Source organism: Mycobacterium sp. (assembly GCF_040509115.1).
In the GTDB taxonomy this organism is placed as follows: domain Bacteria; phylum Actinomycetota; class Actinomycetes; order Mycobacteriales; family Mycobacteriaceae; genus Mycobacterium.
Window position 1 is genome coordinate 23,155 of sequence record NZ_JBEVLO010000502.1, and the last position, 20,807, is coordinate 43,961.

At 67.2% G+C, this 20,807-nt stretch carries 21 protein-coding genes; 11 read left to right on the forward strand and 10 right to left on the reverse strand.

Annotated features, from left to right (window positions below; translation table 11 throughout):
- Positions 1–40: 40 nt before the first annotated feature.
- The 3 genes from ABW137_RS34000 to ABW137_RS34010 all read right to left on the reverse strand — a co-directional run bounded on the left by ABW137_RS34000 (position 41) and on the right by ABW137_RS34010 (position 1,935).
- Positions 41–499 (reverse strand): 6,7-dimethyl-8-ribityllumazine synthase, encoded by a 459-nt coding sequence (locus ABW137_RS34000; RefSeq protein ID WP_526407055.1) that lies wholly within the window; start codon positions 497–499, stop codon positions 41–43.
- Between the two features lie 108 nt (positions 500–607).
- Positions 608–1,477, reverse strand: coding sequence for an alpha/beta fold hydrolase (locus ABW137_RS34005; protein ID WP_526407057.1), 870 nt, complete (start codon positions 1,475–1,477; stop codon positions 608–610).
- A 50-nt stretch (positions 1,478–1,527) separates the two neighbouring features.
- A complete protein-coding gene (locus tag ABW137_RS34010; RefSeq protein WP_526407059.1) occupies positions 1,528–1,935 on the reverse strand; it encodes a hypothetical protein in 408 nt (135 codons plus the stop codon).
- Between the two features lie 150 nt (positions 1,936–2,085).
- Here ABW137_RS34010 and ABW137_RS34015 point away from each other — a divergent pair, with 150 nt between their 5' ends.
- The 3 genes from ABW137_RS34015 to ABW137_RS34025 are packed head-to-tail and all read left to right on the forward strand — an operon-like array spanning position 2,086 to position 5,767.
- The gene (locus tag ABW137_RS34015; RefSeq protein ID WP_526407060.1) at positions 2,086–3,075 is read left to right on the forward strand and encodes a LysR family transcriptional regulator; all 990 of its coding nucleotides are present in this window, start codon (positions 2,086–2,088) and stop codon (positions 3,073–3,075) included.
- Between the two features lie 59 nt (positions 3,076–3,134).
- The gene (locus tag ABW137_RS34020) at positions 3,135–3,614 is read left to right on the forward strand and encodes a (2Fe-2S)-binding protein (protein ID WP_526407062.1); all 480 of its coding nucleotides are present in this window, start codon (positions 3,135–3,137) and stop codon (positions 3,612–3,614) included.
- A complete protein-coding gene (locus tag ABW137_RS34025) occupies positions 3,611–5,767 on the forward strand; it encodes a xanthine dehydrogenase family protein molybdopterin-binding subunit (protein WP_526407064.1) in 2,157 nt (718 codons plus the stop codon). Before ABW137_RS34020 ends, ABW137_RS34025 begins: the two co-directional genes overlap by 4 nt.
- 20 nt (positions 5,768–5,787) lie before the next feature.
- On the opposite strand, the gene ABW137_RS34030 is transcribed toward ABW137_RS34025, so the two are convergent.
- A complete protein-coding gene (locus ABW137_RS34030) occupies positions 5,788–7,023 on the reverse strand; it encodes an MFS transporter (RefSeq protein WP_526407066.1) in 1,236 nt (411 codons plus the stop codon).
- A gap of 120 nt (positions 7,024–7,143) precedes the next feature.
- Here ABW137_RS34030 and ABW137_RS34035 point away from each other — a divergent pair, with 120 nt between their 5' ends.
- Positions 7,144–8,040, forward strand: a complete 897-nt coding sequence (locus ABW137_RS34035) for a LysR substrate-binding domain-containing protein (RefSeq protein WP_526407068.1) — start codon at positions 7,144–7,146, stop codon at positions 8,038–8,040.
- Positions 8,041–8,049: 9 nt separating this feature from the next.
- Here the strand turns inward: ABW137_RS34035 and ABW137_RS34040 are convergent, their stop codons facing one another.
- From ABW137_RS34040 to ABW137_RS34050, 3 genes are read right to left on the reverse strand one after another with little or no spacing between them, the layout of a single operon-like run.
- Positions 8,050–9,153 (reverse strand): glycerate kinase, encoded by a 1,104-nt coding sequence (locus tag ABW137_RS34040; protein WP_526407070.1) that lies wholly within the window; start codon positions 9,151–9,153, stop codon positions 8,050–8,052.
- 1 nt (position 9,154) lies between these two features.
- Positions 9,155–10,594: a dicarboxylate/amino acid:cation symporter gene (locus tag ABW137_RS34045; protein ID WP_526407072.1), complete on the reverse strand. Its 1,440-nt coding sequence runs from the start codon at positions 10,592–10,594 to the stop codon at positions 9,155–9,157.
- Positions 10,595–10,628: 34 nt separating this feature from the next.
- Complete coding sequence (locus tag ABW137_RS34050) at positions 10,629–11,723, reverse strand: tartrate dehydrogenase (RefSeq protein ID WP_526407074.1); 1,095 nt, start codon at positions 11,721–11,723, stop codon at positions 10,629–10,631.
- Between the two features lie 143 nt (positions 11,724–11,866).
- Here ABW137_RS34050 and ABW137_RS34055 point away from each other — a divergent pair, with 143 nt between their 5' ends.
- The 4 genes from ABW137_RS34055 (at position 11,867) to ABW137_RS34070 (ending at position 15,894) form a co-directional block, all read left to right on the forward strand.
- Positions 11,867–12,772: a LysR family transcriptional regulator gene (locus ABW137_RS34055; RefSeq protein ID WP_526407076.1), complete on the forward strand. Its 906-nt coding sequence runs from the start codon at positions 11,867–11,869 to the stop codon at positions 12,770–12,772.
- Between the two features lie 107 nt (positions 12,773–12,879).
- The gene (locus tag ABW137_RS34060; RefSeq protein WP_526407078.1) at positions 12,880–13,959 is read left to right on the forward strand and encodes a tartrate dehydrogenase; all 1,080 of its coding nucleotides are present in this window, start codon (positions 12,880–12,882) and stop codon (positions 13,957–13,959) included.
- A gap of 74 nt (positions 13,960–14,033) precedes the next feature.
- Positions 14,034–15,431 (forward strand): NAD-dependent succinate-semialdehyde dehydrogenase, encoded by a 1,398-nt coding sequence (locus ABW137_RS34065; RefSeq protein ID WP_526407080.1) that lies wholly within the window; start codon positions 14,034–14,036, stop codon positions 15,429–15,431.
- Between the two features lie 67 nt (positions 15,432–15,498).
- On the forward strand, positions 15,499–15,894 hold the full coding sequence (locus tag ABW137_RS34070; RefSeq protein ID WP_526407082.1) for a DUF1622 domain-containing protein: 396 nt from the start codon (positions 15,499–15,501) through the stop codon (positions 15,892–15,894).
- A 6-nt stretch (positions 15,895–15,900) separates the two neighbouring features.
- Here the strand turns inward: ABW137_RS34070 and kasB are convergent, their stop codons facing one another.
- On the reverse strand, positions 15,901–17,175 hold the full coding sequence (kasB, locus tag ABW137_RS34075; protein WP_526407084.1) for a 3-oxoacyl-ACP synthase KasB: 1,275 nt from the start codon (positions 17,173–17,175) through the stop codon (positions 15,901–15,903).
- A gap of 310 nt (positions 17,176–17,485) precedes the next feature.
- On the opposite strand from kasB, the gene ABW137_RS34080 reads away from it, so the two are divergent.
- Positions 17,486–17,776, forward strand: coding sequence for a hypothetical protein (locus ABW137_RS34080; RefSeq protein ID WP_526407086.1), 291 nt, complete (start codon positions 17,486–17,488; stop codon positions 17,774–17,776).
- 2 nt (positions 17,777–17,778) lie between these two features.
- On the opposite strand, the gene ABW137_RS34085 is transcribed toward ABW137_RS34080, so the two are convergent.
- Together ABW137_RS34085 and ABW137_RS34090 are read right to left on the reverse strand one after the other, a co-directional pair.
- A complete protein-coding gene (locus tag ABW137_RS34085) occupies positions 17,779–18,456 on the reverse strand; it encodes a sensor domain-containing protein (RefSeq protein ID WP_526407088.1) in 678 nt (225 codons plus the stop codon).
- 6 nt (positions 18,457–18,462) lie between these two features.
- Positions 18,463–18,939, reverse strand: a complete 477-nt coding sequence (locus ABW137_RS34090) for an Rv2240c family protein (RefSeq protein WP_526407090.1) — start codon at positions 18,937–18,939, stop codon at positions 18,463–18,465.
- 344 nt (positions 18,940–19,283) lie between these two features.
- Here ABW137_RS34090 and ABW137_RS34095 point away from each other — a divergent pair, with 344 nt between their 5' ends.
- Both ABW137_RS34095 and ABW137_RS34100 read left to right on the forward strand, forming a co-directional pair.
- Entirely contained in the window at positions 19,284–19,970 is a 687-nt protein-coding gene (locus ABW137_RS34095; RefSeq protein ID WP_526407092.1) for an MspA family porin, read from the forward strand.
- Between the two features lie 37 nt (positions 19,971–20,007).
- On the forward strand, positions 20,008–20,664 hold the full coding sequence (locus tag ABW137_RS34100; RefSeq protein WP_526407093.1) for an MspA family porin: 657 nt from the start codon (positions 20,008–20,010) through the stop codon (positions 20,662–20,664).
- Positions 20,665–20,807 lie beyond the last annotated feature (143 nt).

The following is a 20,807-nucleotide window of genomic DNA, read 5'->3' on the forward strand; positions in this document are numbered from 1 at the left end:
TGCAGGCCGGTCGTCGGGTCCCCTCGGCGGTGCCCGACGGTCAGGCGCTCGGGACGGCCCTGCCCTGACCGAGCACGCTGGCGCACGCGACCGCGGCCTCGGCACCCTTCTTCACGAAGTGTTCGCCGAAGTAGGTGAGATGCTCGTCGTGCTCGTGGAAGTGGTGCGGCGTCAGCACCACCGAGAAGACGGGCACGTCGGTGTCGAGTTGGACCCGCATGAGCCCGTCGATCACCGCCGAGGCGACGAACTCGTGCCGGTAGATGCCGCCGTCGACGACGAGGGCGCACGCCACTATCGCGTCGTAGCCGCCCGACGTCGCGAGACGCTTTGCGCTGAGCGGGATTTCAAAGGCACCGGGCACCTCGAAGAACTCGAGGTCGTCGCGCGGGTAGCCCAGCGCCAGCATCTTCTCGGTGAAGCCGTCCCTAGCGCGGTCGACGATGTTGCGGTGCCACCTGGCCTGCACGAACGCAATGCGTCCGGATCCCTCACTCATGAATCGACGCTATCGCATCGCTGGATCGACGGTCATCGTCTTGCGACCGGAGCGACCAGCGCGCCGGCCATCCGTTCGGATGACCGGCGCGACCTGGACGAAGGGCGCTCAGCTCGTCGACGTGAGCGCGCGCGCCTTGCGCTGGAGGGTGGCCAGCGCCTCGATGAGGTAGGTCCGGAACACCGGGTGGTTCTCGCTCATCGGGAAGTGGCCGATGTCCTTCATCTCGATGAAGGCGGCGTTGCGGATCTGGCTGGCAGTGCGGGCGCTGTCCTCGGGGGTGGTGAGGTAGTCGTAATCGCCGGTCAGCATGACCACCGGGCAACGGTCGCCGTCGATCTCCGACAGCTTGTCGCGGAGATCGTGGTCGACGGAGTAGAAGTACAGGTCACCCTTGAAGGCCTCGGACCCCTGGCTGTAGTAGAACCACGTCTTCCATCGGTCGGCGTCGGGTGACTGGGGTGCCATCAGATCCCATACTCCGCTGGCGCAGACCTGGGCGGCGTTGGCGTGCGGATGCTGCCACCAGTCCAGGTAGAAGCCGGGGGAGTAGTCCGCGCCCTCGACGGGGATGACCCCCGCGAACCGGTCGGGGTGGCGAAGCGCGAGCTGCAGCGCGATGTTGCCGCCGAAGGACGAGCCCATGAAGATCGGGTTCTCCAGCTCCAGGGCATCGACGAGCGCGACGATGAAGTTCGCGTAGTGGTCGGCCGACAGCTGGTACTCCTCGGTCCACCACGCGGTGTTCTCCGGCGGATCGGACTTGCCGTGCCGGGGCAGGTCGTAGGCGATGACGCGGTAGTCCTTGGTGATCTCCTCGTCCTCGAGCAGGCCACGCCACTGGTGGTTGTGGCAGCCTGCGGTGTGCTGGCAGACCAGGGGCTGCCCGGTGCCGTTCTCGAGGTAGAAGACCTTGTACAGCAGGCCGTCGACGTCGACGTCGACGTAATGTCCGGTGACGGGGGAGATCTTGCTCATGATTGTCCTTCGGTTCGGAATGTCTTGGCTGGCAACGGTTCGGGCGACGGTTAGACGGGCACGCTGACGGCGCGCAGCAGTTCGATCTGGCGGGTGACGCAGCGCAGGTTCTGCATGAGCACCAGCACGTCGCCTTCGAGCTTCATGTCGCGCTGGAAGCTGGCGGCCCAGATGCCGTGGTACATCGGGGCGGGCACCGGCACCCCGAAGTTGCGCCAGGTGTCCGCACTCGCCTTGATGGCGAACTGGTACGACACGTCCAGCGGCCCGGGGTCGACGGCGATGTCGACGATCTTTCCCCGATCGACCTGCACGACGAAGGTGTGCGTCTCCATGTCGAGCAGGTACGAGCAGGTGAAGTACTTGCCGTGGGCCGAGATCTCCGCATCGTCGTTGTTGGCGTCGGTGAACGCGGCGACCCATTCGGCGACGGGTGGGGCGGAGGTGCTGAGCGTCATGGAACTTTCCTCTCGGTGGGTGGTGCTGGACGGAGCTGGTATGACGCCAATCACACGTCCGCAGAGGCCGAGACGTCCAATACCTGTCGACAACCCACCGATAGGCAACAACTAATGGTGTCGTTTGCGCTGGTCAGATACCCTCATTGGGTGCTACCTCAGCTCGACCTCCGGCTGCTGAGCTACTTCGTGGCCGTCGCGGAGGAGCTTCACTTCGGCCACGCCGCGTCTCGGCTGCACATCGCGCAGCCCTCATTGAGCGTGCAGATCCGCAAGCTCGAACACACCCTCGGCACCCCACTGTTCGTGCGCAGCAGCCGTCACGTCGACCTCACGCCCGCCGGCGAGGTGCTGCTCGACGGGGCGCGCAAACTGCTGACGGACGCCGAGAGAATCGCAGGTCTCACCAAGCGCGTCGGCCGCGGCGAGCCCCACCTGCGTCTCGTCGTCGGATTTCAGGCCAACGCCGCAGCCGAACTCACCCCGCAGATCCTCAACGCCTTCCACGACCTGCATCCCGACGTCGAGGTCGAGATGCGGTCCCACGACTTCACCGACCCCTACGTCGGGCTCGCCGACGGGTCGGTCGACGTCGCGTTCGTGCGGCCGCCGGTCCTGGTGCAGGACTGGTTGGGCCTGGAGATGTTGTTCGTCGAGTCGCGGCTGCTGGTGGTGTCGTCGAGTTCACCGCTGGCCGGTGAGAAGCAGATGAGCGTCGAACAGGTGCTCGACCAGCCGTTCGTGGCCCGTCGGGCACCGGAGACGTGGCGCAACTTCTGGCTGGCCACCGACTCCCGCCAGGGGGAGCCGGTTCGGCTCGGCGCCGAAGTGGCCACGGTCGACGAATGCTTCGAGGCCATCCTGTCCGAGCGCGGCGTCGCGTTCTCCCAAGCCTCGACGCAGCGCTACTACGGGCGTCCCGGACTGTCGTTCGTCCCGGTGCCCGACATTCCCCCCTCGGTCCTGGCCGTCGCTTGGCGCACCGACGTCGACTCGCGGGTGGCCAGGGACTTCGTCGCCACCGCGAAGGCGGTGGCCTCGCTGACGGCGGTACCGGACGCGTGGTCGCCGACTCGGGGCGATGCGCTCGGTCACTCGTCGGGTGAACTCGCTCCCGTCGCCTCCATCCTCCGCGCCTGACCACCGCTGGTGGCTGACCGCCCCAGACGGGAGGACGATGGAGCCGTGTGGAGGCAACCATGACCACGGTCCGCGTCAACGGTCACGACCAAGAGGTCACCACCGAACCGGACACGGCGCTGCTGTACGTGCTGCGCAACCACCTAGGTCTGAAGGGCACCCGATTCGGTTGTGGCCTGGGACTCTGTGGGTCGTGCTTCGTTCTGATCGACGGACATCCGAGCTATTCCTGCGACACCCCGCTCTCGGCCGTCGGTGCCCGTGAGGTGACCACCGTCGAGGGGCTGAGCTCCTCCGACGGGCCGCATCCGGTGGCGCGGGCGATCGTCGACGGGCAGGCGGCGCAGTGTGGCTACTGCATCTCCGGCATCGTCGTCATCGCGGCGGCGCTTCTGGAACGGAACGCGGACCCCACCGCCGACGAGGTGCGACAGGCGCTCGACCGGAACCTGTGCCGTTGCGGTGCGCACAATCGGATCGTGCGCGCCGTGCAGGCCGCGGCGGCCGAGATGCGGCGCCGTCGGGACGGTGAGTCGTGACTACCGAAACCGCGAAGACGCCCGAAACCGCGGCCCACCTGCCCCCGTCGATCCTCGCCAATCCCCGCGTCGGCGACTGGGTGCGGATCCTTCCCTCGGGAGTCGTCGAGTTGCGGTCGGGGAAGGTCGAACTCGGGCAGGGCATCCTGACGGCCCTGGTGCAGATCGCTGCCGAGGAGCTCGACGTGGACGTCGCGCGGGTGCGCATGATCGCAGCGGCGACGGGGTCAAGCCCCAACGAGGGGTACACGGCCGGCAGCCTTTCCGTCCAGCACTCGGGTGCCGCGGTGCGGATGGCCGCCGCCGAGGCCAGGACGGCGCATCTCGACGCGGCGGCTGACCGCTGGAAGGTGCCCGTCGCCAGCCTCGTCGTCACCGACGGCGCCATCACGGCGCCGGACGGGCGGGCGACGAGCTACTGGGAGCAGGCCGTCGACGTCGAACTCGACCGGCCCGTCACCGGCAGCATCAGTCCGAAGCCCATTGCCGCATATCGCGTCGTCGGCACGAACGTGCCGAGGGTCGACCTGCCCGACAAGCTCGCTCCGCGAGCGCGTTTCGCCCACGACCTGGCCCTACCCGGACAGGTCTTCGGTCGGGTCGTCCGGCCGCCGTCGCGCGGTGCCACGCTACTGGAGGTCGACGACGGACCCACGCTGGCGTTGGTCGGGGTGCTCAAGGTGGTGCGCAACGGTGACTTCCTCGCCGTGGTCGCCGAACGGGAGGAAGTGGCCGTCGCCGCAGCTGATCGACTCCGCGCCGGTGCGACGTGGCGCGAGGAGTCGACGCTGCCCGACGAGGATGACCTGGCGGGCTTCCTGCGTTCCGCCCCCGCCACCAGCACCGTGATCGTCGACCATGTCGGTGAGCGGAATCCGAACGGGACCACTGCTTTTCACGAGGCGACCTACCACCGACCCTATCTGGCGCACGGCGCGATGGGACCCTCGACCGCAACGGCATTGGCCACGTCGGACGGCGAGGTGCGATTGCAGGTGTGGACCCACAGCCAGGGCATCTATCTGCTGCGCCGCGAGCTCGGTCGAGCGCTGCACCTGGCCGAAGCGCACATCTCCGTCCGGCACGTGGAAGGCTCGGGGTGCTACGGGCACAACGGCGCCGACGACGTTGCGATGGACGCCGCCCTTCTGGCGCTTGCCGTGCCGGGGCGTCCGGTGCAAGTGGTGTGGTCGCGGCAGGACGAACTGGGTTGGGCGCCGTTCGGGCCTGCCGCCGCGGTGCGCATCGGTGCCGAGGTCGACGCCAACGGCGCGATCGCGGCGTGGCACCACGACGTCTGGGGCAACGGCCACGTCACCCGTCCCGGTTTCGCGTCCGCGGTCGCCCTGCTTGCGGCGAGTCACGCCGACGGCGGTGAGCCGATCGCGGCGGCGGGCGAGCCGCCCCTGGAAAATGGCGGAGGCGCTGCCCGAAACGCCGTGCCCGGCTATGACTTTCCTTCCGTCCGCGTGGTCAATCACCTGTTGTCGGTGATGCCGCTGCGGACCTCTGCCATGCGTTCACTGGGTGCCTTCGTCAACGTGTTCGCGATCGAGTCGTTCATGGACGAACTCGCCGCGGTCGCCGGCCGCGATCCCGTCGAGTTCCGGCTGGCGCACCTGAGTGATCCCCGCGGGCGTGCGGTCCTCGAAGCAGTCGCGCGAAACTCCGCCTGGTCAAGCGAGATTGGTGGCGACTCGATTGGCCACGGTGTCGGCTACGCCCGTTACAAGAACAGCAGTGCGTACTGCGCGGTGGTCGCGGAAGTGGAGGCCACCACCGAGATTCGGGTGCGCCGCCTGACGATCGCGGTGGACGCAGGCCTGATCATCAGCCCCGACGGCGTGGAGAATCAGGTCGAGGGCGGTGCAATTCAGGCGACCAGTTGGGCGCTCAAGGAGCGGGTGCGGTTCGACCGGTCGACGGTCACCAGTGACACGTGGGAGACCTACCCGATCCTTGGCTTCTCCGAAGTTCCCGAGGTCGACGTGGAGACGTTGCCCGGCAACGGGAATCCGTCACTCGGCGTCGGCGAGACCGCTCAGGGCCCGACTGCTGCCGCGATCGCCAACGCGATCTACGACGCCATCGGAGTGCGGGTGCGCAGCATGCCGTTCACGCAGGAGCAGATCGTTGCGGCGATGCCGGACTAGGGTGTTGCGGCGATGCCGGACTAGGGTGCTGCGGCCTGGGCAACGGCCGGGGCGGGCCGCAGATTGCGTAGCAGGACCGCGATGACGAGCGCGGCGGCCACCAGGGCACAGGTGTAGTAGGTGACACCGCGCCAGCCGTCGGCCGAGAAGGCAAGCCCGCCCACGGTGCCGCCGACACTGGAACCGAGGTAGTAGAACAGGACGTACACCGCCGAGCCCTGCACCCCCAGGTTGGCCGATCGCACGCTGACCCAGCTGCTGGCCACCGAGTGCGCCGCGAAGAATCCGCCCGTCGTGACCACCAGCCCCGCGATGACCGCGACGAGGTTGCCCATCGCGAGCAGGAGCAGTCCGGCGAGCGTGACGGCCGTCGTCAGCATCAACATCGGCGGCCGGCCGTACCGGTCGACCATGCGTCCGATGAATGCCGAGGACCCGACACCGGCGAGATACACCCCGAAGATCAGGCCGACGACCGCACCCGAGAGGCCGAATGCCGGCCCCAGCAACCGGAATCCGAGAAAGTTGTAGATCGTCACGAAGCAACTCATCAGCAGGAACCCGGCGGCGAACAGCCCCAGCAGCCCACGGTCGGTCAGCGCCCGGCAGATGGAGCCGACGAGTTCCCGGACACGGGGGGCCCTGGCGCGGAAGTGCGCGGACGGCACGATGGTGGCGCGGAAGGCGATCGCGCACAGGAAGGTGACGAGAGCCGTTGCGCCGAGCGCCCAACGCCAACCGGCGACGTCGTCGACCAGCGCGCCCAACAGCCGCCCGGCCATCCCGCCGAGGCCGGTTCCCGCAACGTAGAGTCCCATCGCCGAGCCCAGGGAATCGCGGTGAAGCTCCTCGGCCAGATACGACATGGCGACGGCCTGAATCCCCGCGAGGGCCAGCCCCTCCGCGGCGCGCAGCACCAGCAGCACGGTGAAGTTGGGGCTCAGTGCGATCAGGGTCGACAGGCCCGCGGAGGTGAACAGTGACACGGCCATGACCGTGGTGCGGCCGACGATCTCCGAGACGGCGGTCAGCGGCAGCACGCCCAGCGCCAGTGCGCCCGTCGCCACCGATACCGCGAGGCTGGCCTGGGTGGGTGAGAGCGCGAAGGCGTCGCTCAGCGAGGGGAGGACGGCTTGGACGGCGTAGAGCGCCGTGAAAGTGGATAGCCCCGCGCAGAACAACGCCACGGTGATGCGCCGATACGCGGTGGTGCCGCGTTGGTGACGCGTGGTCGGTGCGGCGGCAAGCGAGGTCACGGTTCGACGTTAGGACCGGCGTATTGATGCGTCCAATCCGATGTTGGGCGACAATTAATCCACCAGTGGATTGATACGCGTACACCTGGCGAAACCGGGGAGGGGACGACCGTGGCGGATGTGTCCGACGAGACAGTCCTGTTCTCGATCGCGCCCAAGGCGGCACTTCTGCGTGCCCTGGCCGCCGAGGGAAATCTGACCAGGGCGGCGGCAGAGGTAGGTGTTCCACAACCCACCGCGAGCCGGTGGTTGGCGGCTCTGTCGGCCGACTTGGGCACGCCGATCGCGGTGCCCGATGGACGCGGAGTGCGCCTCACCCGCGCCGGTCATCTCCTCGCCGACGCCGCGGCGAGGGCGTTGGCGGAGCTGACGGCCGGAGTGCGGCAGGCCAGGGAGGAGGCCGACCCCGAGCGTGGCCGGGTCGGGTTGGCCTTTCTGTACACCCTCGGTGAACGTCGGGTTCCCGACCAGTTGCGAGCATTTCGTCGCAAGCACCCACACGTCCGCTTCACGTTGCTGCAGGGTGCGCACGACACGCTGCTCGACCACGTGCGCGCCGGCCGCGCCGACCTGGCCTTCACCGCGCCGCTGCCTGGCTTGCCGGAGTTCGACGAAGTCAGCCTGGAGACACAGCACCTGGTGATCGCCGTGCCCACCGACCATCGGCTCGCCGACCGGGCCTACGTGCGGATGGACGAGCTCGCCAGCGAGCAGTTCGTCGTGATGAAGCATGGCTACGGGTTGCGTCACATCGTCGACGACCTCGCCCGCGACGCCGGCTTCGCGCCCATCCTCGCGTTCGAGGGCGAGGAGGCCGATACGGTCCGCGGACTGGTTGCCGCCGGGCTCGGCGTCGCCGTGCTGCCGCCCGCCGAACCGGCGCCGTCAGCGGGGGCCGTGGAGATTCCACTCCGCCCGCAGGCGCAGCGGCGAATCGGCTTGGTCTGGGCGGCCGATCGTCCCCTGCCGCCCGCGGCAGCCGCGTTCCGCGACTTCGTCGTCACACGATCGGCGTGACCGCCGGGGTCATGGCGAGAGTCGGCGCCCGATCGTGGCCCCTATCGACTGGACCAGCGTGGCCGCCGCCTCGGCGTCCTGTGAGGTATCGACGTCGGAAAGATCTGCCAGAGCGTAGATCTCGGAGAATGGACCGGTCTGCGAGCCGAGGTCGTTGCGTCCGACCACGGCGACGACCGGTGTCGGTGCGGCGCGGCGCGCGACGGCGACGGGAAGCTTGCCCCCCAGCGACTGAACGTCGAGCCTGCCCTCCCCGGTGATGACGAGGTCTGCGTCACGACGGTACTCGTCGAAGCCGAGCAGATCGAGGAAGTAGTCGGCGCCGGATACCATCGTGGCGCCCAGCAGCAGTGCGGCGAAGCCGCAGCCGCCGGCAGCCCCTGCACCCGGCGTCGCGGCCAGCGCACGGGCGTCATTCCATCCGGAACGCTCCGCGGCCTCGACGAGCGCGTCCAGACCAGTTTCCAGACAGTCGATGTCGGCGATGCTGGCACCCTTCTGCGGGCCGAACACCGCCGCGGCGCCGCTCGGACCGGTCAACGGATGGGTGACGTCGCTGGCAAGGACTACGTCCAGGTCCTTCAGCGAGACCGCGTCGCAGGTGTGAATTCTGTTGATGTGGTTCAGGTTCCGGGCCGACGGCGCCACGGCATCGCCGGCGGCGTCGGAGAACCCGTAACCGAGTGCGGCCAGCATGCCGATCCCGCCGTCGGTGCTTGCGCTACCGCCGAGTCCGAGGACCAGCGAGCGGGCGCCGAGACGAAGTGCGTGCCGAATCGCTTGTCCGAAGCCGAGAGTGGAGGCGTTCATCGGCGCGAGCACGCCCTGAGGGAGGGTAGCCAGTCCGCAGGTGTTGGCGACCTCGACCACGGCGGTGGCGTCCTTGATGGCGATGGTCGCGGGGTGTGGCCGACCGAGGGCGTCTGCCACGGTGCACGACTGCGGGGTGAATCCCGCCGCGACGGCGGCGGCGACGCTGCCGTCGCCACCGTCCGCCAACGGAAGGGTGATCGACTCCACGCCCGACTCGGCGAGGCCCATGGCGAGCTGGTCTGCCACCTCGGCAGCGCGGAGGCTGCCCTTGAACTTGTCGGGTGCGATGAGTGCGCGCATGTCAGCTCCGCGGTGCGGGTGCGGCTGCGCCGACGAGGGCCTTGTCCAGAACCGGTTTCGCATTCACCGGGTCGGATGACGGTGCCACGCCATCGGAGTCGCCATCAGCGCCGTCGGTAGGGTCGGGATCCAACGGAGGAACCTCCTTGCCGGCGAACACCTTTCGGACCCGGTCCACGTCCAGTTCGTGGTTCCACTTGGCGACGAACAGGGTGGCGACGGCATTGCCGATGAAGTTGACCATGGCCCGGCACTCGGACATGAACTTGTCGATGCCGAAGATCAGCATGATGCCGATGGCTGGGATGTGACCGATGGTGGACAGAGTCGCGGTCAACGCGATGAAGCCGCCGCCAGCCACTCCAGCCGCCCCCTTGGACGTCAGCAACATGACCGCGAGCAGGCCGAGTTGCTGTCCGATGGTCAACGGGGTGTTGGTGGCCTGGGCGATGTACAGCGCCGCCAGGGACAGATAGATCGCGGCGCCGTCGAGGTTGAAGCTGTAACCGGTCGGAACGACCAGACCGACCGTGGTCTTCGGAACCCCTGCGTACTCGAGCTTGCGCATCAGCCCTGGCAGTGCCGGTTCGGCGGTGGAGGTGCCCAGGATCAGGAGCAGCTCTTCGCGCAGGTACTTCAGCATGTGCACGATGTTCAGCCGTAGGAACGCCATCACCGAGCCGAGCCCGATGAACACGAACAGCGCCGAGGTCACGTAGAACAGCAGGATCAGGCTGCCGAGACTGGTCAGAGTCGACACCCCGTACTTGCCGATCGCGAACGCCATGGCCCCGAACGCGCCGAGTGGGGCGAGCTTCATGATGTAGCCGAGGATCTTGAACGTGATCTTGGTGAACCTGTTGATCAAGTCCAGCACGGGGCCGCCGAGCTGACCGACCGCGTTCAGGGCCACGCCGAAGATGACGGCCAGGAAGATGATCTGCAGGATGTCACCCTCGACGAAGGGTCCCGCCACGCTGTCGGGGACCAGGTGGGTGATGAACTCCCACCACTGCTTCTCCTCGCCGGTTTGAATCAACTTCTCGGCCGACTCGCTGACCTGAATCTTGTTGGGATCGGCGTTGACTCCGTCGCCGAGGCGGAAGAGGTTGATGGCCACCAGTCCGGTGATCATCGCGATGATGGTGCCGACCTGGAAGTAGGTCAATGCCTTGATCCCGGTCATGCCCACCTTCTTCAGGTCGGCGACGCTGGCGATCCCGCCGACGATGGTCAGGAAGACGATCGGGCCGATCAGCATCTTCATCGCGGTGACGAAGGTGGTGCCGATGGGTTCCATCGCCACCCCGGCGGCAGGCGCCAGCCAGCCGAGCAGGATGCCGAGGACGATGGCGGTCAACACCCAGAAGTACAGCTGTTGATACCAGCGCTTCTTCGGCGGGCGTGGCCGGGCTTCCCCGGCCGTGTCGTGTGTGGTCATGACGTCACCTCTGTCTGGATTGTGTTGGCCGGTATCAGGCGGGAGTGAGTGCCGGGGTCAAAGCGGCGACGATGGCGTCGGTCATTTCGTCGGTGCTGGAGGTGCCACCGATGTCGCGCGTGAGGACGCCACTGCCGGTGACGGTTTCGATCGCGGCCTCGACGCGGCGGGCTTCGTCGTGCAGCCCGAAGTGGTCCAGCATCAGCGCGGCCGACGCGATGGCGCCGATGGGGTTGCTGATGCCCTCGCCCGCGATGTCGGGGGCCGACCCGTGCACGGGCTCGAACATGCTCGGGAAGCGCCGTTCGGGGTTGAGGTTGGCGCTCGCGGCGACGCCCAGGCTGCCTGCCAGGGCCGAGCCGAGGTCGGAGAGGATGTCGGCGTTGAGGTTCGACGCGACCACCACCGAGAGGTCCTCGGGGTGGAGGACGAACTTCGCGCTCATGGCGTCGACCAGCACGCTCTCGGTCTCCACGTCTGGGTAGTCGGCGGCGACGCGGGTGAACACCTCGTCCCACAGCACCATCCCGTACTGCTGAGCGTTGGACTTGGTCACGCTGGAGACCTTCTTCACGGCGCGGGTGCGGGCCAGGTCGAAGGCGAAACGCATGATCCGCTCGCAGCCCTTGTCGGTGAACAGTGCGGTCTGCAGGGCGACTTCGTTTCCTGGACCGCGGCCACTGAGGTTGCGGCCTCCCAGGCCGGCGTATTCGCCTTCACTGTTCTCCCGGACGACCACCCAGTCGAGGTCGGTGTCGTCGGCCTTGCGCAGCGGGGATACCACGCCGGGCAGGAACTTCACCGGTCGCACGTTCGCCCACTGGTCGAAGTTCTGGGTGATGTTCAGGCGCAGCCCCCAGAGGCTGATGTGGTCGGGAACGTTGCGCCAACCGACGGCGCCGAAGTAGATGGCGTCGAAGCCCTCCAACGTCTCGAGGCCGTCGTCGGCCATCATCTTGCCGGTCTTCTCGTAGTACTCGCATCCCCAACCGAACTCAGTCCAGTCGAAGGCGAATCGGTCGCCGGACTGCGCGGCGAGGGTGTCGAGCACCTTGCGGCCCGCGGCGACGACCTCCTTGCCGACGCCATCGGCGGGGATCGCCGCGATCGTGAATGTCTGCTGTGCCATGGTGGTCTCCCTGATCTTCGTGGTGGTGTGCGTCACACGACGCGCTGAGTCCATTGGAGGTCACATGGACTACGGGTGTCTAAGACTTGATTGCGATCCGGGGGATAGGCTGACCCTATCCATGCTGATCAGGAGGTCCGCTGATGGACGCCAGACAACTGAGGTTCTTCCTGGCGGTGGTCGACCACGGCGGCTTCAAGCGGGCCGCCGACGAACTGATGGTCGCGCAACCGTCCTTGTCTCAGGCCATCGCCGGGTTCGAGAAGGAGCTCGGCATGCCGCTGTTTCATCGCGTGCACCGTGGCACCGTGCTCAGCGACGCCGGCCGTGCGCTGGTGGGCCCGGCGCGGGTGGTGATGCGCGACCTCGACGAAGCCGCGGCGGCGATGAACGAACTCAAGGGCCTTCGCGGTGGTCGGGTGGACCTGGTCACCATGCCGTCACCGGGAATGGAGCCGCTGACGACCATTCTGACGTCGTTCGCGAAGAGCCATCCCGACGTAACGGTCAACGCCGAGGCGGGCTTCACGCCGGAGGAGATCCTGACGAATGTCCGCAGCGGAACCAGTGAGATCGGCATCCTGGGTTCGGCGGAGCCGACGCGTGCCCCTGACCTGACCGTCATCGCCTTGGAAAGCCAAGCGCTGGTGCTGATCTCGGGCCCAGACGACGACGGTCCCGTCGGGAAGACCATCACCCGCGACGAACTCAACGGGTGCCGTCTCATCGTGTCGCAGCGCGGGTCGTTGATGCGGGCCCTGGTCGACGACGTCCTCGCCGAGGGCATCGAAGTGACCATCGTCGCCGAGATCGCCCACCGCACGTCCATTCTGCCGATGGTGCTCAACGGTCTCGGGCGGGCCGTCATGCCCGCGGCGTGGACGCAGTCTGCCCGCCGCTACGGTGCGCGCGTGCAGCGCATCACCCCGGAGTCCTTCCTGCACGTCGCCGCCGTGAGCAGGCGCACCCACCTCACCACACCCGCCGCGGCGTTGATGACCGAAGCCCGCGAGTACGCGAACGCACGACGGGCCATCGGCCGTAGCTGACCTCACGGGAAACGCATCGACGCGACTTGCGACGATGGTCGCTGCCCTCGTCCTCGGCGGTCGGGTGGACGAGGATCGAGTACCAACCCAGTTGAGAGGACCCTCCCATGTCGCAGACACACCGCATCGCCGTCATCCCAGGAGATGGCATCGGCACCGAGGTGGTTCCAGAGGGGTTGCGCGTGCTGGAGGCCGCCGCGGCCGCCTTCGACCTGGACCTCGTCTTCGAGCACTTCGATCACTCCAGCGCCGAGTACTACAGCAAGCACGGAAAGATGCTGCCCGACAACTGGTTCGACGAACTGGTCGGCTTCGACGCGATCTTCTTCGGGGCCGTCGGCTGGCCGGAGGTGGTCCCCGACCACGTCTCGCTGTGGGGCAGCCTGCTGCAGTTCCGGCGTCACTTCGACCAGTACGTGAATCTGCGTCCCGTGCGCCTGATGCCAGGGGTGACGAGTCCGCTGGCCGGACGGGAACCCGGAGACGTCGACTTCTACGTCGTGCGGGAGAACACCGAAGGCGAGTACTCCAGCGTCGGCGGGAAGATGTTCGAGGGCACCGATCGGGAAGTCGTGCTGCAGGAGACCGTGATGACCAGGGTGGGCGTCGACCGGATCCTGAAGTACGCCTTCGAGCTGGCCCAGTCGCGGCCCAAGAGGCACCTGACCTCGGCGACGAAGAGCAACGGCATCTCCATCTCGATGCCCTACTGGGACGAACGGGTCGAGGCCATGGCCGCGGGTTACCCCGACGTGACGGTGGACAAGTTCCACATCGACATCCTGACCGCGAACTTCGTGATGCATCCCGACTGGTTCGACGTCGTGGTGGCCAGCAATCTGTTCGGCGACATCCTGTCCGACCTCGGCCCAGCCTGTACCGGGACCATCGGCATCGCGCCCAGCGGAAACATCAACCCGGACAGGCGCTTTCCTAGCCTCTTCGAGCCGGTGCACGGCTCGGCGCCCGACATCGCCGGACGGGGACTTGCCAACCCCATCGGTCAGATCTGGACGGGCAGCATGATGCTCGAGCACCTCGGCGAGCTCGACGCCGCCGCGGCCGTCATGGCGGCGATCGAGAAGGTGCTGGCACGGGGCGGAGATGCGCTCACCCCGGACATGGGTGGCGCCGCCAACACCGAGACCCTCGGCACGGCGATCGCCGAGGCCCTCGTCGGGCAATGACCCGGCGGAACCACGGCCACGGTCATCCGCGGGTGACTAGATTGGAGGGACTCACGTCTAAGGGAGGTCCCATCATGACCGCGACCGTTTCGACCCAACCCGGGTACCAGGTAGTCAATCCCGCCACCGGCGAACCCGGGCAGTCGTTCGACTTCGCGACCGACGCCGAGGTCGAGGCGACGCTGGCCGCTTCGGCGGAGGCGTACCGCTCCTGGCGAGCCCTGCCGATCACCGAGCGGGCCAAGATCGTCGCCAGGGTCGGGGAATTGTTCAAGGAGAATGCTGCCCGGCTCGGTGCCATCGCCACCGAGGAGATGGGCAAGCCGCTGCCCGAGTCCGAGGGGGAGGCCGACTTCTGCGGCGACATCTTCGACTACTTCGCCACCGAAGGGCCCGGCTTGGCCGCCGATCAGGAGATCAAGACCTTCGCCAGCGGCAAGGCGTACGTGCAGCGACTTCCCATCGGGCCGCTGCTGGGCATCATGCCGTGGAACTACCCCTTCTACCAGATCGCCCGCTTCGCGGCCCCAAACCTGGTGCTGGGCAACACGATCATTCTCAAGCACGCCGAATCCGTGCCGAAGTCGGCAATCGCCGTCCAGGAGATCATGGACGAGGCAGGCATCCCGAGCGGGGTGTACCAGAACATCTTTGCGTCCTACGGGCAGATCGAGGAGATCATCGGGGACCGCCGCATCGTCGGTGTCTCGCTGACCGGTTCGGAGCGGGCTGGGTCGGTGGTGGCGGCGATCGCAGGCAAGAACCTCAAGAAGTGCGTTCTGGAACTCGGCGGATCCGACGCGTACGTGGTGCTGGACACCGACGACGTCAAGGCATCAGCAGATCTGGCCTGGGACACCAGGATTGGCAACACCGGTCAGGCGTGCAACTCCAACAAGCGAATGATCGTCACCAAGGACATCTTCGAGGGTTTCGTCGACCGTCTGGTCGAGCGCGCAAAGGACCTCAAGGCCGGTGATCCTGCCGAAGCAGCCGAGGGCACCTTCGCGCCGCTATCGTCGCGCCGGGCGGCAGAGACGTTGCACGAACAGGTGCAGGACGCCGTCTCCAAGGGCGCGACGCTGCACGCAGGTGGCGTGCTCGGCGATGGTCCGGCGGCATACTACTCGCCAGCGGTCCTGACCGGTATCACCCCGGAGATGCGGGCCTACCGCGAAGAGCTGTTCGGGCCGGTCGCCGTGGTCTACGCCGTCGAGACCGACGACGAGGCGCTCGAACTGGCCAACGACTCCGACTACGGGCTGGGCGGTGCGGTGTTCAGCACCGATACCAAGCGCGCGGAGAAGATCGCCCAGCAGCTCGAGTCGGGCATGTCGAACGTCAACTCTCCGGCGAACGAGGGACAAGAGGTGCCGTTTGGCGGCGTCAAGCGCAGTGGCTTCGGCCGCGAGCTCGGTCCGCTCGGCATGGACGAGTTCGTCAACAAGCGGCTGTACTACGTAGCGGAGTGACGGCGGAGCAATCTTCGGCAGCTCGCGGTAGGCAGGCAGCCTCGACGGGCACGCTAACCTCCTGTCGGTGAGCTTCATCGAGGTCGTCGAGATCGTGGGCAAGGTGATCGACGGCGTCGGAGTCGCGATCATCGCGATCGGCGCGGTGGTGGCCGCAGGCATCGCCGTCGGCCGGCTGTTCGGGAAGTTCGGGGCGAGAGCGACGGGGGAGCGCTCGAGCGGCACCTACCGGACCTTCCGCGAACAGCTGGGCCGGTCGATCCTTCTCGGGCTCGAATTCCTGGTCGCCGCCGACATCATTCGCACGGTGGCCATCACCCCCGACGCGCAGAGCGTGGCGGTGCTTGCAGGCATCGTCGCGATCCGGACCTTCCTGAGCTTCTCACTGGAACTCGAAATCACCGGGCGGTGGCCATGGCAGAAGAAGAGCCCGGCCAGCCAGGACGCCGCCGGTCAGGGCTGAGCTCCGTCAGTACTTGCCGAAGGCCAGCGCGACGTTGTGGCCGCCGAAGCCGAACGAGTTGCTGATCGCGTACTCGTAATTGCCCTGACGGGGCTCGCCGTGCACGACGTCGAGGTCGATCTCGGGGTCCAGGTTCTCCAGGTTGAGCGTCGGCGGGATCACACCGTCGCGCAGCGTGAGGATCGTCAGGATCGACTCCACCGCGCCTGCGGCACCGACGGAGTGCCCAAGAGCGGACTTCGGTGCGTACACCGCAGCCGCGTTCCCCATCGCACGGTTGATGGCCTTCGCCTCGGCCACGTCGCCGACCTTGGTGGCCGTGGCGTGAGCGTTGACGTGGTCGATGTCGCCCGGCGCCAAACCGGCCAGCTCGATCGCGCGGGTCATCGCGTAGCCCGCCCGTGCGCCATCGGGATCGGGAGCCACGATGTGATACCCGTCGGAGGTGATGCTGGCGCCCATCAGCCGGGCCAGGATGTTGGCGCCGCGAGCCTTCGCGTGCTCCTCGGTTTCGATGACCATCAGGGCGCCGCCCTCGCCGAACACGAAGCCGTCGCGGTCGCGGTCGAACGGACGACACGCACCGGCGGGGTCGGCGTTGTTGGTCGACATCACGATGCGCATCTGGGCGAACGCCGCGATCGGCACCGCCTCGATCCGATTCTCGACGCCGCCGCAGATGGCGATGTCGGCCTCGCCGAGAACGATCTGGCGCCATGCATGGGCGATGCCCTCCGAGCCGGACGCGCACGCCGAGACGGGAGCCACCACGCCTGCCTTCGCCCGACGTTCCAGGGCGACGGCGGCTGCGGGCCCATTGGGGGTGTACTTCTGCACGGTGAGCGGGGGTACGGCCTTGGGTCCCTTGGCGCGCAGGTCGTCGAAGGCGAAGGCCAGTGCCTCGATGGCGCCGACGCCGGTGCCGATGGACACCGCGAGCCGGGTGGTGTCCACCTCGGGGCTGCCTGCGTTCTCCCACACCCGTCTGCCCAGCACCGTTGCCATCCGCTGGACGTAGCCGAGCTTCTCGGCTTCCTCGGGGGTGAGGTCTCGATCGAAGTCCTCGAGGAGATGCCCCCCGATGCGAACCGGCAGCTGGTACTGCTCGACGAATGGATCGTCGAGCGTCCGGATGCCGCTCTGCCCGTCGAGCAGGGCTTTCCAGGTGTCGTCGGCATTGGCCCCGACCGACGTGGTCAGGGCGATACCCGTCACGACGACGTTCGGCAGCCCGTCACCGGTCGTCCGGGTGGCAGCCTGTGATGTGCCGGATGTGTGCATGAACCCTCACTTCACGTCAATGAGTGCTCGGCCCGCTGCTGGACCTGCCCCGACGGCGCGGCGGATGCTTAGAGAAACCTTATCCAACCGTCCTACGAAATGCACCTGGGCGGTTGACGCGGAAACCGGGCGACCCACAGCGGATCCCCAGCGTAACGTCGCGGACGCGTGATGCGGGCGCCAATCAGGGGTTCACGAGCATCTTGCTCGGGGGGCCGACGAGCGGCATCGGCCGGCCCGACCGGTCGGGGCAACCGACCCCGCGCCGCTTGATTCTGCAAACCAGGCCCCGGCAAGGGATCATGTACGCATGGCAGCCTTCGTATCGGTCTACGTCGACATGTCGGCGCGGGCCGTGGACGTCCATCAGGCAATTGGCCAATTGCCAATGCCGGCGGGCGTTTTGCGCGTCGAGGTCGACGACTCGCTGCTGACCGACACGTTCGGCTGCCGCATAGCGGTGGATCTCACCGGCGACTTCGACGAGCAAGTCGACGGCCCGGCGATCGCGCGCGAGTACGCCGATCGACTCTCAGCGCATCTTGGGGTCCCCGCCTATGCTCTCGGCGATCTGCTCAGGCGCGAGTATCCGGCGAGCTGAACTCACTGCGCGAGGTTGGCCTCGATGCGATCGGCGATGGCGGACGCCTGACGCACCCGGGAACCGTCCCTCTTGCAGGCCTGGACGTCGACGATCACGTTGTCACTGACCGACAGGACACGCTGACAGGAGTCCGAGCCGGCCGGGTTCTCCCTGGTGAACGGGATGGCAAGCCGGTCGGCGGTCGTGGTCAGGTCGCCGCTGCGCCACTTCGGCAGCCGTTGACCATTGAGGGTGATGTTCACGTTGTGGTTGGTGCACTTCGACCAGCGGTCCGCCGACTCATTGAAGAAGATGCGGGCGGCCTCCTGCGAGGGATAGTTGACGGCCGACTGGACCACCAGGTTCTGCCAGTCGTCCGCGTCGGGTGAGCGCAGCAGTTCCTGCCGCAGCGCGCTCCAGCCGTCCTGCCCGTAGACGCCGGCCTCATTGACCTGCCAGATGCCAAGGCAATTGAGATTCGGCAGCAGGTTGCGGTGGTCGGCCATCGCCTCGACGCGCCGATGCGCCGTCATCCCGGTGGTCCCCATGATGGTGTCGATCTCGTCCTGGCTCAGCAGCGCCTTGTCGAGCGCGGCCGCGGAGACCAGTTCGGGTGTCGACGGCGGCTCCGTGCCGCTGTTCGAGCACCCCGCCAGGGTGAGGCTGAGCGCGAGTAGAGCCGCGGTAGTTGGTCTCACCGTTCGTCAGGCGTGCGTACCGTTTGCGGCACACGCCTGCTGCGCGAGGGTGGCATCGTCGTTCATCTCGTTGGCCGTCGTGTTCAGGCTCTCGCCAGGAATCCGCAGCCCCATCTTGACCAGGAGCTTGGTCGCGTCGAGTGACCACGAACGCATCGGGTTCGCGATCGCCGGGTCGAGTCCGGGGGTGTTGGCGGCGTCCATCGCAACCCCCGCGGCCTGTCGCAGGGCGGTCCGGCCGACTTCGTTGGTGCTCTGTACACCCGGGTCCGAGTAGCTGGTTCCCTCGAATGCGTCGGCGAACTCGCCGTAGTACGTTGCGGAGCCATCCAGTGCCTGTGCGAACGCAGCACAGGCGCCGACCGCTGCGGGCTGCGCGTCGTCGGACATCGGCACCGCATCGACCTGGACCCCTGGTGCGGGCGGTGGATCGTCGTCGGCGAAAGCCATTGGGGTGAAGGCTGATCCGATGGCTACGGCCATTAGGGTCGAGGCGACGGCGCGTTCGGCAAGACGAAGTGCCCTCAAGAGTTCCTCCAAGCTAGTCGGTCTCGCGTTCACCACCGTCGATTAACCGGGCATCCGGATGGTGAACACCCGGCCAACGCCCGACATCCGACGCCAATCCATCTGATGGCGGCTAGCTGTGAAGTTGCAGCCAGTTGAATAGTGCAGTGCACCAAGCGATTTCAGCATCGAAAGAAGCGCGCATCCGATGGAAACGGGCCCCCGGCCGTTACCGCCCCGTTCAACGTTCGGCAACCCTGTCCGTGGATGCTCCGTCGCGACACATCCGAAGGACTTCGAGTTACGAGAGGCGCCACTACATGTTGAACCGTCTTGCGACGCTGGCAGCCGTTTGCATTGCGATCCCGCTTGGGCCGGCGCCCGCGGCGCTCGCCGAACCAGTGCCGCCGCCAGACCCGGCCATTCAGCCGGTAGGTGCCCCGGTTCCCCCGCCCGTGGACACCGGCGCCGTTCCCTCGGCCGCCCCTGGCGTGTTGACCACCCCGGACGGATGGACGCTGTCGGTCGTCGGTAGCAACGAAACTCAGCTTCCCGTAGCGCCGTTGACCACGGCCGTCTCCTCGCGTGAGTACCTCATCTCGGGCACGTTCACCGGGACCATCACCGGCGGCGGCAAGACCAAGCTGACCGGCGGCACGATGGAGGCAGGCGAGCAGATCGGCTGCGGCATCATCTCCGACGAAGTGGAGATCAATCCCGGCGCGAGCATCACGCCCGGCCTTGCCTTCCCGACGGGGTTGCCCACCTTGAGCGCAGGCATCAGCCTTCAAGGCAAGGTGTATCTCAAGCCGGGCACCGTGACAACCGTTGCGTTGGACAAGAAGTCCTTCAAGGGCACGACCACCCGCGTGACCCTCACCGGCGTTCGGGTCAAGACCGATCAGTGCGCGGGACAGTCGTTCATCCGTTCCTACGCGACGCTCACCGCGTCCACCGACAACACCGATGACGTCATCACGTACCTCGGTGTCACCAAGGCCGTCTAGCAGCCAGCAAACCCCATCAAACTCGAAAGGCTTTGCAATGTTGAGTCGTTTTTCCCTGCTGGCCACGGCGTTCCTGCTGGTGTCGATCGGCACCGCGTCGCTTGCGTCGGCGGAACCCGGCGATCAAGTGCCCCCGCCGCCGGACAACGGCATCGTCGGATCGGCCGAGCCAGGCATCGTTACCAGCCCCGATGGGTGGACTCTCACCGTCGCCGCATCCAACGAGTCCCAGCTTCCGGTAGCGCCGCTGACGACCTCGCTCGCCTCGCGTGAATACCTGGTCGGCGGCACGTTCACCGGCACGGTCACCGGCTCCGGCAAGACCACGCTGTCCGGCGGCACGCTGGAGGCGGGCTATCAGATCGGCTGCGGCATCGAGCTCGGTCAGGTCCGCCTGATCGGCCAGGCCGGTATCACGTTGGGCGGCAACACCGGTCTGACCGCTCTGGGCAGCGCCCAGGTTCCGTTGTCGGGCACCATCGAGATCCACCCGAAGCCGGGCACGGTGTCGACCGTGACCGTCGACAAGAAGTCGTTCAAGGCCGCGCCCGTCCGGGTCACGCTCAAGGACACGCACATCAAGGTCGACGGCTGCGTCGGTCAGTCGTTCCTACGGTCCTACGCAACACTGACCAGTTCGACGACCGATACCGACGACGTCGTCGCGTACTACGGCCTGACCAAGTCGGTTTGACGGTCCACCCCGTCGTGCCAAGGGCTTCTACCGAAAGCGAGATGTTTGGCCATGATTGACCCAAATCGCATCGCGGCCGCGGCATTCGGCTTGCTCGCCCTCGGGGCCGCCGGGGGCCTGCCCGCCCCCCCCGCCCCCCCCCC